The organism is Xanthomonas sp. NCPPB 2866 (assembly GCF_041475745.2).
Lineage (GTDB): Bacteria > Pseudomonadota > Gammaproteobacteria > Xanthomonadales > Xanthomonadaceae > Xanthomonas > Xanthomonas arboricola.
Genome location: NZ_CM192975.1, coordinates 1702593 through 1718245, shown reverse-complemented (window position 1 = coordinate 1718245; position 15653 = coordinate 1702593). Strand labels below are relative to the sequence as shown.

Annotated in this window: 12 protein-coding genes; 3 read left to right on the top strand and 9 right to left on the bottom strand. The window is 66.0% G+C overall.

All coding sequences use genetic code 11. From position 1 onward, the window contains the following. The first annotated feature begins 144 nt into the window (after positions 1-144). Positions 145-1842, top strand: coding sequence for a sensor domain-containing diguanylate cyclase (locus tag ACCQ04_RS07390; RefSeq protein ID WP_046342211.1), 1698 nt, complete (start codon positions 145-147; stop codon positions 1840-1842). A 97-nt stretch (positions 1843-1939) separates the two neighbouring features. On the opposite strand, the gene ACCQ04_RS07385 is transcribed toward ACCQ04_RS07390, so the two are convergent. Further along, on the bottom strand, positions 1940-2245 hold the full coding sequence (locus tag ACCQ04_RS07385) for a hypothetical protein (protein ID WP_046342210.1): 306 nt from the start codon (positions 2243-2245) through the stop codon (positions 1940-1942). Positions 2246-2339: 94 nt separating this feature from the next. Here ACCQ04_RS07385 and ACCQ04_RS07380 point away from each other — a divergent pair, with 94 nt between their 5' ends. Then, on the top strand, positions 2340-3314 hold the full coding sequence (locus ACCQ04_RS07380) for a GGDEF domain-containing protein (protein WP_226426586.1): 975 nt from the start codon (positions 2340-2342) through the stop codon (positions 3312-3314). Positions 3315-3450: 136 nt separating this feature from the next. Here ACCQ04_RS07380 and ACCQ04_RS07375 read toward each other — a convergent pair whose 3' ends face one another. From ACCQ04_RS07375 to ACCQ04_RS07350, 6 genes are all read right to left on the bottom strand, one after another. Beyond that, positions 3451-4875 (bottom strand): efflux transporter outer membrane subunit, encoded by a 1425-nt coding sequence (locus ACCQ04_RS07375; protein WP_043087390.1) that lies wholly within the window; start codon positions 4873-4875, stop codon positions 3451-3453. After that, complete coding sequence (locus ACCQ04_RS07370; protein WP_016904913.1) at positions 4869-5600, bottom strand: SDR family oxidoreductase; 732 nt, start codon at positions 5598-5600, stop codon at positions 4869-4871. Before ACCQ04_RS07370 ends, ACCQ04_RS07375 begins: the two co-directional genes overlap by 7 nt. Before the next feature lie 43 nt (positions 5601-5643). Then, a complete protein-coding gene (locus tag ACCQ04_RS07365) occupies positions 5644-8814 on the bottom strand; it encodes an efflux RND transporter permease subunit (RefSeq protein ID WP_184614184.1) in 3171 nt (1056 codons plus the stop codon). A 105-nt stretch (positions 8815-8919) separates the two neighbouring features. Beyond that, on the bottom strand, positions 8920-10110 hold the full coding sequence (locus tag ACCQ04_RS07360) for an efflux RND transporter periplasmic adaptor subunit (protein WP_024938934.1): 1191 nt from the start codon (positions 10108-10110) through the stop codon (positions 8920-8922). Continuing rightward, entirely contained in the window at positions 10107-10880 is a 774-nt protein-coding gene (locus ACCQ04_RS07355; RefSeq protein WP_046342206.1) for an SDR family NAD(P)-dependent oxidoreductase, read from the bottom strand. Before ACCQ04_RS07355 ends, ACCQ04_RS07360 begins: the two co-directional genes overlap by 4 nt. Continuing rightward, positions 10877-11104, bottom strand: coding sequence for a hypothetical protein (locus tag ACCQ04_RS07350; RefSeq protein WP_081008617.1), 228 nt, complete (start codon positions 11102-11104; stop codon positions 10877-10879). The genes ACCQ04_RS07355 and ACCQ04_RS07350 overlap by 4 nt, the downstream gene beginning before the upstream one ends. 130 nt (positions 11105-11234) lie before the next feature. Here ACCQ04_RS07350 and ACCQ04_RS07345 point away from each other — a divergent pair, with 130 nt between their 5' ends. After that, a complete protein-coding gene (locus tag ACCQ04_RS07345; protein WP_054592674.1) occupies positions 11235-12269 on the top strand; it encodes an XC_2801 family transcriptional regulator in 1035 nt (344 codons plus the stop codon). A gap of 889 nt (positions 12270-13158) precedes the next feature. Here ACCQ04_RS07345 and ACCQ04_RS07340 read toward each other — a convergent pair. Together ACCQ04_RS07340 and ACCQ04_RS07335 are read right to left on the bottom strand one after the other, a co-directional pair. Continuing rightward, on the bottom strand, positions 13159-13884 hold the full coding sequence (locus ACCQ04_RS07340) for a YiaD family glycine zipper/OmpA-like lipoprotein (RefSeq protein ID WP_016902719.1): 726 nt from the start codon (positions 13882-13884) through the stop codon (positions 13159-13161). Between the two features lie 290 nt (positions 13885-14174). Beyond that, positions 14175-15593 (bottom strand): cryptochrome/photolyase family protein, encoded by a 1419-nt coding sequence (locus tag ACCQ04_RS07335; protein ID WP_226426587.1) that lies wholly within the window; start codon positions 15591-15593, stop codon positions 14175-14177. Positions 15594-15653 lie beyond the last annotated feature (60 nt).

The window sequence follows — 15653 nt, the reverse complement described above, 5'->3', positions numbered from 1 at the left end:
GCTCGGTGACGAGCATGAAGGATACCGTCGTGCCGGCGCCGGAGCGACCTCAAGCCCGTCCCGCAGCTGACTGACAAGCGAAGTGGAGCATGGGCACGCGACTTGCATCAGCCTCAACCAGACAATCGATGTCAGGGGAACACGGTGTTAACCAGGAACGCAAAACGTCACGCCGCCGGCGCCTTGTTGCTTGGCGGGGTGATCTTCGTCCTGATCGGGGTGGGCGGTTATTTCACCACGCAGCGCTCGCTGGCCGATGCCGGCTGGGTGACGCATACGCAGGAAGTGATCGCCAGCATCGACGAGATCCAGGCCGGGATGCTGTCGGCAGAGTCGTCGGTGCGTGGCTATGTCCTGACCGACAATGAAGCGTTTCTCGGGGTGTACGCCGATGCGATCGGGCGGCTTCCCGAGCGCATCGTGCGGCTGGATGCCCTGGTGCAGGACAACCCGGTGCAGCGGCGCAACGTCGTGGCGCTCGGACGCCTGGTGGACATGCGCCTGGTCCAGATCAATGACCTGTTGCACAGCTATCGCAAGCAGGGCCTGGATGGCGCGCGCGCCTCGATCGCACGCGGCGTGTTCCAGACCTCGTCGTCGCTGCGCCGCCAGGTGCAGACCATGACGGAACTGGAGCGCCAGCAACTGGTGAAGCGTACCGACACCAATGCGCGCAGCGCGCAATGGGTGCTGTGGGTGACGGTGGTCGGGATTTTCAGCGGCTTGCTGGTGATGTTGCTGGCCTACCGGTTGCTGTCGCGCGAACTGGAACGGCGCGTGCTCGCCGAAGACGCGGCCAGCACGACCAGCGAACGCCTGATCGAATCGTTCGCCACGCTCGAACGCACGTCGGCCGGGCTGGAGGCGCTGGCACGTTACTCGGGCCTGCTGCAGAACTGCCGCAATGCCGAGGAAGCGCTGGAAATCACCGCCCGCACGATCGCTCCGCTGATCCCGGGCGCGGCCGGCGCGGTCTATTTGCTGCGCGCCTCGCGCGATCGTGCCGAACAGGTGGTGGCCTGGGGCACGATGGCCGACGACGACAGCGCCAGCATCGCCCCGGATACGTGCTGGGCCTTGCGCCGCGACCGCACGCATGTGGTGGAAGACGCCAGCCAGGGCATGCTCTGCCAACACATCGGCGCCAATCTTCCGGCGCATGCGAGCACCGCCTGCATCCCGCTATCGGCTCAAGGCACGCAACTGGGGATGCTGGCGCTACGCAGCGAGGATCCGCGCGATCTGGCCTCGTTGACCGTGGCCGAGGCCGCAGCCGAACAACTATCGCTGGCGTTGCACAACCTGCGCCTGCGCGAGACGCTGCGCCAGCAATCCATTCGCGATCCGTTGACCGGTCTGTACAACCGCCGTTATCTCGAAGAAGCGCTCAATCACGAACTGGCGCGCTGCACGCGGCGGGCCCTCCCCTTGTCGGTGCTGATGCTGGACGTGGACCACTTCAAGCAGTTCAACGATCTGCACGGCCACAGCGGCGGCGACCGCGTGCTGGCGGCGATCGGCGAATTCCTGCTGGCGCAGACGCGCGGCGAAGACATCTGCTGCCGCTATGGCGGCGAGGAGTTGACGATCATCCTGCCGGAAGTGGATCTGGCGACCGCCTGCAGGATGGCCGAGAAGCTGCGTGCCGGCATCGAAACGCTGCAGGTGATGGCCGATGGCGTGTCGTTGCCGAAGGTCAGCGCCTCGTTCGGTGCGGCCAGCTTTCCCCAACATGCGGGCAATATGGCGCAGTTGCTGCGTCGCGCGGACGAGGCGCTGTACCGCGCCAAGCAGGCCGGACGCAATCAGGTAGTGAGTGCGGGCACCGCAGCCGCAGGCTGAGACATGCCGTTATCAGATTGGACCTGCGTCTGCGGGCATACCGACGCGCCACGCGCGCCCGCAATGCAGGCATTGCACTGACCGCGCACAGCGGGCATCAAGCGCAACTGCGCCCATCCGCATCGGTTGGAATCAGGCCGGCACCCGCCAGCATGTTGTCGACGCGGGTCCGCACATAGGCCGCGTCCTCGGCCGCGGCACTGCTGAGCACGGCCTGGGCACGCGCCTGAAAATCGAGATAGTCGAAATCCGCGTCTTCATCGGCCGATAGCTGCGGCAGTTCGTCCTGCAGCGCGTCCAGGCGCATGTCGAGTTCTTCGCGTGTGGGCATGGCAGACTCCGACGGCAAAGACGCTACGGTTGCGGCACGGCCGTCAAGGATGTGCGAAGCCCGACCCGGCAACGCTTCATTTTCCGGCCCGCTGCCGCGGCGCGTGCACGCTCAACTTTCGCAAGGCTCCGCCGATAATGATGCCGACTCCTATAGAACCTTCCCTGTGATCCTCCACCTGCGGCGGGATTTCCGCCTCGGCATCGTCAAGATGCTGGGGCCGATCACCGCGCTGTTGCTTTGCCTCTATGCGGTGTACCTGGCCATTACCGGTCAGGCGCTGGCCTGCCTGATCACCGCATCGCTCGGTGTGCTTGCGATATGGCGTGGCTGGAAGATGCGCGATGCAGAGCGCACCGGCGCTGGCGGCGTGTGGCTGGCCTCGATCAATGTGGGCGGCTGTCTGGTGGCCTGCTGGAGCGGCGGCGATGGCGCCCTGCCCTGGCTGTTTCCAGTGCTGGCCACCAATTACTTCCTGTGCGGCCCGCAACGCGCCGTGCTGCTGAGCCTGCCGCTGCTGGCGGCGCTGCTGCTGTTGCCGGGCCTGATCGTCAGCCCCGGCCAGGGCGTGTCGACGGTCGTGGTGACGCTGGTGACGCTGGCGGTGGGGTATGCGTTCTCGCTGCGCATGCAGGACGACCGCGTGCATCTGGAAGAGCTGGCCTCGCTGGATGCGCTGACCGGCCTGCCCAACCGGCGCATGCTCGAGCGTGCGCTCACCCATCAGATCGACCGACGCCAGCCGAATGAACGGCTCAACAGCCTAATCATCCTGGATCTGGACCATTTCAAGGAGGTCAATGATCTCTACGGGCACGCCGCAGGCGACGCCGCGTTGTCGGATCTGGCCACCATCCTGCGCTTCGAAGTGCGCGAGCCACACCAGGTGTTCCGCTTCGGCGGCGAAGAATTCGTGGTGCTGTTGCGTGCCGGCTCCCTGCAGGAACTGGAAGCGGCCACCGAGCGCCTGCGCAAGGTGATCCGCAACGGGCTGCGTGGCCCCGGCGGGCGGATCACGGTGTCGCTGGGCGCGGCCCGCCATGACGGCGAAACGCATTGGCAGGACTGGTTTTCGCGTGCCGATGCGGCGCTGTATCTGGCCAAGAACGGCGGCCGCGACAGCGTGCGGGTGGCCGACTGAGCGCAGCCCTCGTGTGATCAGCTGGTCGGCAGGCATGCCGACCGTCGCCCGGAATCCAGCCGCCGTATCGGCCGATGAGGCGTTGGCGCAGCCGGGTCCCTGCAGGGCGACCTGACGGCCGCCCTGCAGGCCTGCCTTACCGATTGAGCACGGCCACCGGTGCCGCAGGTGCTTCGCCCTGCTTCCAGCCGCCCAGCGCCTTGTACACACCGACCACCCCGACATTCACCGCGGCCTCGGCCTGCGCCAACGCATCGTCGGCGGCCAGCTGGGTGCGTTGCGCGTCCAGCAGGGTCAGGAAGTCTTCCGAACCCTCGCGGTAGCGGATCTGCGCCAGTTGTTCGGCACGCCGCGCCGCATTGGCCTGCTCCACCACGATCGCCAGGCGCGCCTGCTGGCGACCGTAACCGATCAAGGCGTTCTCGGTGTCTTCCAGCGCCAGCAACACGGTCTGCTGGTATTGCGCCAAGGCACCGTCGGCCTGCGCCTTGCTGGCACGCAGGCGGGCACGCACGGTGCCGAAGTCGAATGCCGCCCAGCTGATCGACGGGGTGATCGACCAGGCCTTGCCGCTGCCCTCGGTCAGCCTGGCCGCGTCGCCGGACAGGAAGCCGACAAAGCCGCTGACGCTGATGCGCGGGAACAGATCCGCGGTGGCCACGCCGACCTGCGCGGTGGCCGCTGCCAGGCGACGTTCGGCGCTGCGCACGTCCGGGCGCTGACGCAGCAATCCGGCGGTATCGCCCAAGGGCAACGCACGTGCGAACGCGGGCGTGGTGCGCGCTACCAGGGTGGCGTCCAGGGCGTTGGGCGCCTGGCCGAGCAGCACCGCCAGGCGATGGCGGTACTGCGCCTCGGCGGTTTCCAGCAACGGAATGTCCGCCTCGATCGCCTTCAGGCGCGCCAGGCTGCTCTGCACATCCAGTTCGCTGCCGGCGCCCAGGTCCCAACGCGTCTGCGTCAGCCGCTGGGTGTCGTGCAGGTTGGTCAGCGTGCGCTTGGACACCTCCAGCTGCTTTTGCGTGCCGCGCAACTCGAAGTAGTTGCGCGCCACTTCGGCAGCGACGGTGACCTGCACGTCGAGCAGGCCGGCCTGCTCGGCTTCCAGATCCGCACGCGCCGCTTCCGAGGCGCGCCGCTGGCGGCCGAACAGGTCCAGCTCCCAGGCCGCATCCAGACCCAGGGTGGTCTGCTCGGTGAGGAAGCGCTGGTTGCCGGCAACCACCTGCTGTTGTTCGCGTCGATCGAAGCTGCCCTGCGCAGTGATGTGCGGGGCCTGGTCGAGGCGACGCTCGACGAACACCGCGCGTGCCTGCTTGACGCGCGACACGGCGATGCGCAGATCGTGGTTGGCGAACAAGGCATCGCGCACCAGTTGTTCCAGCACCGGGTCGTCGAACTGCGACCACCAGTTACCGACCGGTGATTCGCTGCTGAAGGCCGCATCCTGCGCACCCTGCAAGGTCACCGCGGCCGGCGGGTCGGGCCGGTAATCCGGCCCCACCGCGCAGCCGCTGAGCACCAGCGCAGCCAGTGCCACGCTCAGAAAGGTTCTTACCATGGCAACACTTCTCCCAGATGCGTAAAGCTGCCGGTGGCGCCGTGCGCGTCGAGCAATGCCATTTGCACGCTGCTGTGCGCGCCCTGCTCCACCTCGATCTCGCCGCCGCCACCGTTCATGTCGGTTTTGACGTAGCCCGGATGCACGGTGTTGACCTTGATGGCGGTGTCGCGCAGCTCATGGGCCAGGTGCACCGTCCAGCTGTTGACCGCGCTCTTGGAGGCGTCGTAGGCGGGAATCTTGAAGTCGTAGATCGGCGAACCGGGCTGGGTGTGCAGGGTCAGCGAGCCGAGCATGCTGGACACATTGACGATGCGCCCGGCCAGCGAGCGACGCAGCAGCGGCAGGAACGCCTTGGTGACGCTGACGACCGCGAACAGGTTGGTGTCGAAGGTGCGCTTCCACACCTCCAGGCTCTGCTGCGACGGCGTGCGCTGCATGTCCTCGATCATGATGCCGGCGTTGTTGATCAGGATGTCCAGGTGGCCATGACGCTGCTCCACCGTGCCGACCGCCGCAGCGATGCTGATGTCGTCGTTGACGTCGAGCTGGATGGCCTCCACCGGCAGGCCTTCGGCCTGCAGCTTGAGTGCGGCGGCGACGGCATCGTCGCGCTTGCGCCCGGCCAGCAGCGTATGCACGCCGGCCTGGGCCAGTTGCCGAACGGTTTCCAGGCCGATGCCGCGGGTGGCGCCGGTGACCAATGCGATCTTGTGGTTGCTCATTTCAATGTCCTTGTACTGCGAATGGGGATTGGGGACGACGCACTCACGCCTTGACGTGATCGTGCGCAACGGCGGCCGGTGCAGCGGGTTCGCGACGGGTGACCCACTTGCGCAGCGCCACGTAGAACACCGGGGTCAGGAACAGGCCGAACAAGGTCACACCGAGCATGCCGGCGAACACGGTGATACCGGTGACCGAGCGCACTTCGGCGCCGGCGCCATGCCCGAACACCAGCGGCACGGTGCCGGCGATGAAGGCGATGGAGGTCATCACGATCGGACGCAGACGCAGGCGGCAGGCTTCGAGCGCGGCCTCGACGATGCCCTTGCCGTGCATTTCGAGTTCGCGGGCGAACTCCACGATCAGGATCGCGTTCTTGCACGCCAGGCCCATCAGCACCACCAACCCCACCTGCACGAACACGTTGTTGTCGCCGCCGGTGAGCCACACGCCGAACAAGGCCGACAGCAAGGTCATCGGCACGATCAGGATCACCGCCAGCGGCAGCGTCCAGCTCTCGTACAACGCAGCCAGCACCAGGAACGCCAGCAACACCGCCATCGGGAACACGATCAGCGCCGAGTTGCCCTGGGTGGACTGCTGATAGCTCAGGTCGGTCCACTCGATGTTCATGCCGTTGGGCAACACCTTGGGCGCCATGCCGGACAGCGTCTGCATCGCCTGGGTGGAGGAGAGCACGCGCGGGTCCGCTTCGCCGATCAGGTCGGCGGCCGGGTAGCCGTTGTAGCGGATCACCGGATCCGGGCCGTAGGTCTGGCCCAGCGTGACCATGCTGCCGATCGGCACCATCTGCCCGCGATCGTTGCGGGTGCGCAGGTTGGCGATGTCTTCGACACTGTCGCGGAACTGTCCATCGGCCTGGGCGATCACCTGATAGGTGCGACCGAAGCGATTGAAGTCGTTGATGTAGGACGAACCCAGATAGGTCTGCAAGGTGTCGAACAGGTTGGTCAGCGGCACGCCCTGCGCCTTGGCCTTGTCGCGATCGACCTTGGCGTCGAGCTGCGGCACATTGGCCTGATACGTGCCGATCGGGAACTGCATGCCCGGCGTCTGCGAGATCGCACCGGACATCGCATTGACCGCACTCTGCAACTGGCCATAGCCCAGGCCGGCGCGGTCCTGGATGTACAGCGAGTAGCCCGAGCCCTGCCCCAGGCCCAGGATCGGCGGCGGCATGAACGCAAACGCAAAACCCTGCTGGATCTGGCTGATGCGGGCGTTGATCTCCGCATTGATCTGCGCCGCAGTGCGGCTGCGCTGGCTGAACGGCTTGAGCGTCAGGAACACCGTGCCGGTATTGGGCGTGTTGGTGAACTGCAGCGGGTTCAGGCCCGGGAACGCAATCGCGTGGTCCACGCCTTCGGTCTGCAGCGCGATCTGGGTGATCTGACGGATCACTTCGTTGGTGCGTTCCAGCGAGGCGCCTTCCGGCAACTTGGTACCGGCAATCAGGTACAGCTTGTCCTGGGTCGGAATGAAGCCACCCGGCACCACCTTGAACATGAAGCCGGTGACCACCAGCAGCAGCACATACACCGCGAACACCGCGCCACGCTTGCCCAGGGTGCGCGAGACCGCGCCCTGGTACTTGTGCGAACTGCTGTTGAAGAAGCGATTGAACGGACGGAACAACCAGCCGAACAAGCGATCGATCAACCGCGACGGGCCATCCTTCGGTGCGTCATGCGGCTTGAGCAGCATGGCGGCCAGTGCCGGCGACAAGGTCAGCGAATTGATCGCCGAAATCACCGTGGAAATGGCGATGGTCACCGCGAACTGCTTGTAGAACTGGCCGGTCACGCCCGACAGGAACGCCATCGGCACGAACACCGCGCACAGCACCAGCGCGATGGCGATGATCGGCCCGGACACCTCCCGCATCGCCTGGTGCGCCGCGGCCAACGGAGCCAGACCTTCTTCGATGTTGCGCTCGACGTTTTCCACCACCACGATCGCATCGTCGACCACGATGCCGATCGCCAGCACCAGGCCGAACAGGCTCAGCGTGTTGATCGAAAAACCCAGCAGGTAGAGCGCGGCGAACGTACCGACCACCGACACCGGCACCGCCAGCAACGGAATGATCGAGGCGCGCCAGGTCTGCAGGAACAGGATCACCACCAGCACCACCAGCAGCACCGCTTCCAGCAGCGTGTGCACCACCGCGCTGATCGAGTCGCGCACGAACACGGTCGGGTCGTACGCAGCCGACCACGCCATGTCCTGCGGGAACTGCTTTTCCAGCTCGGCCATCTTGGCGCGCACCGCATCGGACAATTCGATCGCGTTGGCACCCGGCGACTGGAACACGCCCATGCCGACCGCGTTCTTGTTGTCCAGCTGCGAGCGCAGGGTGTAGTTGCCCGCACCCAGTTCCAGACGCGCCACATCCGACAGGCGCACGATCTCGCCGCTGTTGCCGCTGCGGATCACGATGTTGCCGAACTCTTCTTCGGTGGTCAGGCGGCCCTGCGCATTGATCGACAGCAGGAAGTCGCTCTTGTTGGGCATCGGCTCGGCACCGAGCTGGCCGGCGGAAACCTGCACGTTCTGCTCGCGGATGGCCGCCACAACGTCGCTGGCGGTCAGCCCGCGCGCGGCGACCTTGTCCGGATCCAGCCAGATGCGCATGGCGTAATCGCCGGCACCGAAGATCTGGATCTGGCCCACGCCCGGCAGGCGCGACAGTTCGTCCTTGACCTTCAAGGTGGCGTAGTTGCTCAGGTACAGCGAGTCGTACTTGCCCTTGGGCGAGGTCAGATGCACGACCATGGTCAGCGTTGGCGACTGCTTCTGCGTGGTCACGCCCTGGCGCCGTACGTCCTCGGGCAGACGCGCCTGCGCCTGACTGACGCGGTTCTGCACCTGCACCTGCGCCTGGTCCGGATCGGTGCCCGGCTTGAAGGTCACGGTGACCACCAGCACGCCATCGGAGCCGGCGACCGACTTCATGTACATCATGTCTTCCACGCCGTTGATGGCTTCCTCAAGCGGCGTGGCGACGGTCTCGGCGATGACCTTGGGATTGGCGCCCGGATACACCGCACGCACCTGCACGCTCGGCGGTACCACTTCCGGGTACTCGCTGATGGGCAGCAGCGGCATGGCGATCAGGCCGGCAGCGAAGATGATGATCGACAGCACCGCGGCAAAGATCGGCCGGTCGATGAAAAAACGGGAAAAGTCCATTGGGGTGGTCCTGAAAGAGGTTGCCGCCGGATGGCGGCGCGGCACAGCGGCCCCGGACCGGCCTTGTTTCAAGGCCGGTGGTCACGGGTGCGATGCAGCGATGAATCAGTTCGACGCGGTGCGCTTGTCCGGTGCGGTGGCCATGGCCACGGTCTTGGCATCGACCGGCATGCCGGGCATGAAGATCTTCTGCACGCCATCGACCACCACGCGGTCGCCGGCGGCCAGTCCCTTGCGCACGATGCGCAGGCCGTCGGCATTGCGGCCCAGCTCGATGTCGCGCCGTTGCGCCTTGCCGTCCTTGTCGACCACGTACACGTACTTGCGGTCCTGATCGGTCAGCACGGCCTTTTCGTCGACCAGCATGGCCTTGAACTGGCCGCTGCCCAGCAACTGCACGTGTGCATACAGGCCCGGCGTGAACTGGCGCTGCGCGTTGTCCAGCACCGCGCGCACGCGGATGGTGCCGGTGCTGCGGGTCACCTGGTTATCCAGGAAATCCACACGCCCGGTGTGCGGAAAGCCCTGCTCGCCGACCAGGCCGATGCGCACCGGCAACTCGCCGCCGCGCGCATCCGGACGCTCGCCGTTGCGGGCCATCTGCGAATAACGCAGGAAGGTGCCTTCGTCGGCATCGAAGTACACGAACACCTTGTCCAGCGACACCAGCGTGGTCAGCACGCTGGCGCTGTCGCTGGCGGTGACCAGATTGCCGGCGGTGACCATCGCACGCCCGGCGCGGCCATCGATCGGCGCACGCACGCGGGTCCAGTCCAGGTTGAGCTTGGCGGTATCCAGCGCGGCCTGCGCGGCCAACAGATCGGCGTCGGCCTGATCGGCGGCAGCGCGGCGCTGCTCCCAGGTCTCGGTCGAAATGGCCTGCTGGTCCGACAATTTGCGGGCGCGTGCCGCTTCGCTGCGGGCAAGCGTGGACTGCGTGCGTGCACGCACCAGCGCCGCGTTGGCGCGCGCGAATTCGGCACGGTAGCTGCGGTCGTCGATGCTGAAGAGCACATCGCCCTTCTTCACTTCGGCGCCTTCGACGTAGTTGACCTTGTCGATGTAGCCGGACACGCGCGGACGCAGCTCGACGCTTTCCACCGGCTCGATGCGGCCGCTGAATTCGTCCCACTGGCTGATCTCCTTCAGCAACACCGGGGCGACGCTGACGCTGGGCGGCGGCGGCGCGCCGGTCTCGGCAGCCTTGCTGCCGCAACCGGCCAGCACAACCGCGAGTACGGCGCCCGTCAATACAGTACGCAAGGGAAAACGGAACGGGGTGGCGTTCGGGGTCATGGGGAAATCTCTCGGGTGGGGATGGGAAAATGCAGACCGGCGAGCCGGTCGGCCGAAGGAGCGGCGTGCAGGCGACGGCTGACGGTCACGATGGCTTGCCCGGGCTGGCCAGGCCCGGCGATCAGTGAAACTGCGGCACGGCCGACATCCACGGCGCGGATCCATTCCGGACACGCGTCCTTGGCGCGGCCCGGCGTACACACCGGCTGCTCGACCGACAGCAGGTGCACGCGGACGCCGAGCGGCTTGGCTTCCTCGTGCAGGACCTGGGCGAGCATGCGGGTGGCGGCAGCAGCAATCGAGGTATCGCCGTGCGCGGCCCAGGCACGCAGCGCGCAGGGGCTGCCCAGCAACAGGTAGCGGCCACCGCCCTCGGCCTCGGCCAGCAGCGGCAGCAGATGCCGCGCGGCCGCCAGGTGCGGCAGCACATCGCGCTCGATGCGGCGACGCAGCGCAGTGACCGGGCGGTCCAGCAGGCGGCCGGCCTTGAGCGGGCTGCCCACGCTGGCGATCACCGCCGCCAGCGGACGCGGGCGCTGGGCCAGTTCGCCGGCCAGCGCCTGCGCCGAAGCGTCGTCGGCGACCGAGCCCTGCAAGGTTTCCAGCAGCGGTGTATTGCCATGCTGCGCGCGCAGCGCGTCGAGCTTGGCGGCGTCGCGTCCAATCACCAGCACCGGCATCCGGGCATCGAGCAAGGCGGCGACGATACCGGCGCCGACATTGCCCGCGCCGCCAATGACGGCCGTCTCGGATTGGACCATCCCGGTCATGGGACTTTCACTCCCGACATCGGGACAATTCCGCGCTGCGCCAGACGCGCCGACAGTCCAGTCCGCTGTGTCGGCGCGCCGCCGGCCTGACGCCGGGGCGATGCCGAAAAAGCGCGCGAAACGCCGGTACGCGGGCTTCTCGCCGTGGAAACCACTGGATCGAAGGCACCTTCGATGGCGCTACGCGATGTCGACGACAAGCCGAAAACATTGCACAACCACATGGCCGTGCTCCTGCATGGAGGGGATGCCGCATAAGTTAGGCCCCAAACCAGCACTTGATTAGTCCGGATTTAGGGGAATAATCGTCCCGTAAGCGGTCTAATCCCTCCTGACCCCCGGAAGGCAGTCCCCATGACTCACGATCTCAACGACACCCTGATCTTCGTCAAGGTGGTCGAACAAGGCAGCTTCATCGCCGCCGCCAATGCGCTTGGCCTGCCCAAGACCACCGTCAGCCGCAAGGTGCAGGAACTGGAAACCCGCCTGGGTGCCCGCCTGCTGCACCGGACCACGCGCCGCATCGGCCTGACCGAAGCCGGCTCGGTCTATCACGAACATTGCCAGCGCATCGCACGCGAACTGGAAGAAGCCGAGAGCGCCGTCGGGCAATTGCAGTCCGGCCCGCGTGGCTGGCTGCGCTTCACCGTGCCCTACTCGCTGGGCATCACCTGGATCGCGCCGTTGCTGGGCGAGTTCCATGCGCAATACCCGGAAATCCAGCTGGACATGCATCTGGGCAACGAGAAGCTGGACCTGATCGGCGGCGAAGCCGATCTGGCACTGCGCGTCGGCGCGCTGCCCGATTCCAATCTGGTGGCGCGCAAGCTCGGCAGCCTGCGCACGCAGGTCTTCGCCAGCCCGTCCTACATCGAGCGCTATGGCGAGCCGCTGCATCCGGACGAGCTGCAGTTCCATCGCACGCTGGCGCTGCGCAAGAACCGCAACGTGCACAACAACCGCTTTTTCTGGTCGCTCAGCGACGGCAGCGATGTGCGCGATTTCCCGGTCAATCCGTTGATGGTGGCCAACGATCCGGCTGCGCTCAATGGCGCGGTGTTATGCGGCGAAGGCTTGCTGTTGACCGGCGATGTGATGGCCAAGCCCTTCGTGCAATCGGGTCTGGTGCGCCGGGTGCTCGCGGGTTGGACCGGGCCGGAGGTGGACTTCAACGCGGTGTTCGCCGGCGGCCGCCTGGTCTCGCCGAAAGTGCGCGCCTTCGTGGACTTCCTGGTGACGCGGATGAACTTCGATGCGGACTACATGATGGCGCAATGCCCCGCGCGTCTGGCCGCGCAAAAGGCCGACAACGATGCAAAGATCGAGGTCGGCGCAGACGCGGAACTGCGTGCAGAAGGCAAGCGCATCCTGGAAAACGTCACGGCGTAGTCCGCACTCGAATAGTCGCCTAACGGAGCACCCTCTTCCCCCCTCGGGACAAGGTGCCCGAAGGGCGATGGGGAGACGTTGCCCGTACAAGCGAAAACGTCCCGGCGGCTACAAATCTCGAATCCCGAATCCCGAATTTCTGCAGGGGTGTCGGTTCCATCCGGCGCAGGTACTGCTTGTCGCGGCGAATCACCGACACCGCTATCGACCGATGCAATCTTGAAGCGACCGAACGCGCGAGCTTTAGCGTGGTCTGGAGATCCGAAGCTGCGTTGGTCAACGCCTAGCGATACGTCTAGCTGCAAGTCAAAAGACCAGTCGGTCGAGTGCGCGGTGCCCTCACCGCTTGCGGGACACGCCGTGAATCCGTCCATGGAGGCTCCTCGGCGGCATCCATGCCGCCGAGGGTCCCGCAACCGGCAAGGACACCGCACCAGAGAGTTGGTCGGCTGCTTTTTTAAAGAGTGTTGCTCGGCTTGCGATAGCAGATGCGACGTTTGTAGCTTGCGTGTTGAAAGTCCGTTTGTTGCTCGGTTTGCGACGGGAAAATGGCGAGAGGTTGATCGAACACTTAGTGCTCCGAGCAACCTACGGCTTGCCTTGCTTGCAACCACGCACACCGACCATCCCGACAGGTCCTTGCCCGCCCACCGTCGCGGGACCTTACGCGGCATGGATGCCGCGTAAGAGCCTACACGGACGTACTTGCGGCGTGTCCCGCGAGGGTGGGCGGGCAAGGACCCTGCAGAAAACCCTCAGATCGGCAGCTTTGCACCTGATGCGCCTGATCAGAAAATTCGCAGCGCAAAAAAACAGGCCGCTTTCGCGGCCTGTCTTGCTTACCCATCGCGGCTCGTCAATCGACTCGCCACGATTCAGTGCGGCAGACTCAACGCATGCCCGTGTTGTTCCCGGCACCCTCCGAGCGCAGCGGGATCAGGCGGATTTCGACGCGGCGGTTCTGTGCGCGGCCGGCATCGGTGCTGTTGTCGGCGATCGGGTAACGCTTGCCGGCGCCCATGGTTTCCATGCGCTCACGCTGCACGCCTTGTGCGGTCAGATATTGCGCGACCGCGCCGGCGCGTTCTTCGGACAGACGCTGGTTGACCGCGTCGCTGCCGACGCTGTCGGTGTGACCGACCACTTCCACCATGGTCTGGTTGTACTCGCGCAGTGTGGACGCCACGCCATTGAGCGCGCTGTAGAACTGCGGCTTCAACGCAGACTTGCCGAAGTCGAAGGTAATGCCGTCGGGCAGGTTCAGGGTGATGTTGTCGCCCTGGCGCTGCACTTCGATCCCGGTGTTGGCGGTGCGCTCACGCAGTGCGCGCTCCTGGCGATCCTGGTACTGGCCAACCGCCGCGCCACTGAGCGCGCCGATGCCGGCGCCGACCATCGCATGCTGACGACGCTCGGTGGCGCTGTCGCCGGTCAGCAGACCAGCGGCCACGCCGATCGCGGTGCCGATCAGCGCGTTGCGGCCGGTGCGGTTCTGCTGTTGGGTCTGCTCGCCGTACTGGTCGCGCTGCACATACGAGCCGCCGGTGGCGCAGGCGGACAACGCAATGGCGCTGGCCAGGGCAACGGCAAGGCTCTTGGTGGCTGCTGGGGACATGGTGTTCTCCTGTGGCCGGACCATCCGGCATTCAATCGTGTCGGCGAGGATAAACAGGCCAACGCGACTGGCGCATGATGAAACCGACCTCCGATCGCGCTTAGCTAGTGCTGCATTCAGGAAACCGTTTTCTGCTTGGGCAGCAACATGCATACGCGTAGCCCATTCGCTGAAATGCGAAACAAGCGTCGCAGCGCGTGCCTGCAACGCGTCAGCCTTGCAGAAGAAAACACGCAGAAGCGAGCATCAGCTGACCACGCAATCAGGAGGTTGCTCGCCCTGCCGCGCGCCTAGCCGCGCGTTTTTGCATACGCCGCCAGCGCCGCATCGCGGCCTTCGGCCAGGCCGATAATCGGCGTGCGCGGATACTCCGGTGCCAGACGCGCCAGCGACAACGGATGCAGCCACGGCGCGAAGCGTTCCTTGACCGCAAGCTTGCCGAGCTCAGGTACCCAGCGCGTGATGTAGGCGGCCTGCGGATCGAACTTCTCCGCCTGCGTGACCGGATTGAACACACGGAAATACGGCGCCGCATCGGCGCCGGTACCGGCCACCCATTGCCAGCCCAGGGTGTTGTTGGCCAGGTCCGCATCCACCAGGGTGTCCCAGAACCAGCGCGCGCCTTCGATCCAGTGCACGCGCAGATGCTTGCACAACAGGCTCGCCACGATCATGCGCACGCGGTTGTGCATCCAGCCGGTGTGCCAGAGCTGGCGCATGCCGGCATCGACGATCGGAATGCCGGTGCGGCCCCGCTGCCAGGCCTGCAATGCGACCGGGTCCAGCTTGGCCCAGTCAAAGCCTTCGAAGCGCGGGTTGAGATTCTGGTTGGTGGTGTCGGGAAAATGGTGCAGCAAGTGATACGCAAAATCGCGCCAGCCAAGCTGGCGGATGTAGCCGTCGATCTCGGCACCGTTGCGTGCATTGCGATTGGCTTCCAGCGTGCTGGCGATCCGCCACGGCGCAATCTCGCCGAAATGCAGATGCGGCGACAACTGCGAGGTGCCGACCCGGTCGGGCCGGTCGCGGTTGTCGCGATACCCGGACAGCGCGCCATCGATGAAGATTTCCAGCATCTCGTGCGCGCCGGCCTCGCCGGGCTGCCAGTGCTCCCAGAAGCCTCGGTCCCAGTCCAGCGCCGGCAGCAGCCCCAGCGTGTCCAGCGCAGCGCTCTTCAATTGCGCAGGCAACGGCGGCAGGCTGCGCGGTGCCGGCACGGCAGCCGGCAATTGCAGCTGCGTAAGCGCATTGCGCCAGAACGGGGTGAACACCTTGTAGGGGCCGCCCTGCTGCGTCGTCAACTGCCATGGTTCGACCATCAGTGCGGAGTTGCAGCTCTGCACTTCGATCCCGCGCTCGCGCAGGCTGCGCTTGATCTGCGCATCGCGCGGCTGCGTGGCCGGCTCGTACTTGCGGTTCCAGTACACCGCCACCGCCTTGGTCTGCGCGATCACCTCATCCAGCACCTGCGCGCTGTCACCGGCGCGCAGCACCAGACCGCTGCCGAGTGCGCGCAAGGCCGCATCCAGCGCCGCGAGCGAGCGATGCCGCCAGCTCCGCGAGGCGGCGCCAGGCGTCCACTCGCCCTCTTCGTGCGGCGCATCGATATACAGCGGAATCGGCTGGTGCCCTGCATCCAGCGCAGCCTGCAAGGCCGGGTTGTCCTGCAGGCGCAGATCGCGACGGAACCAGACGATGGCGTAGGACATACAAGCTCGGCAGCGGCGATGAGGCGCGCAGCATAAGCCAGCAGATGCAAGGATGGCGCG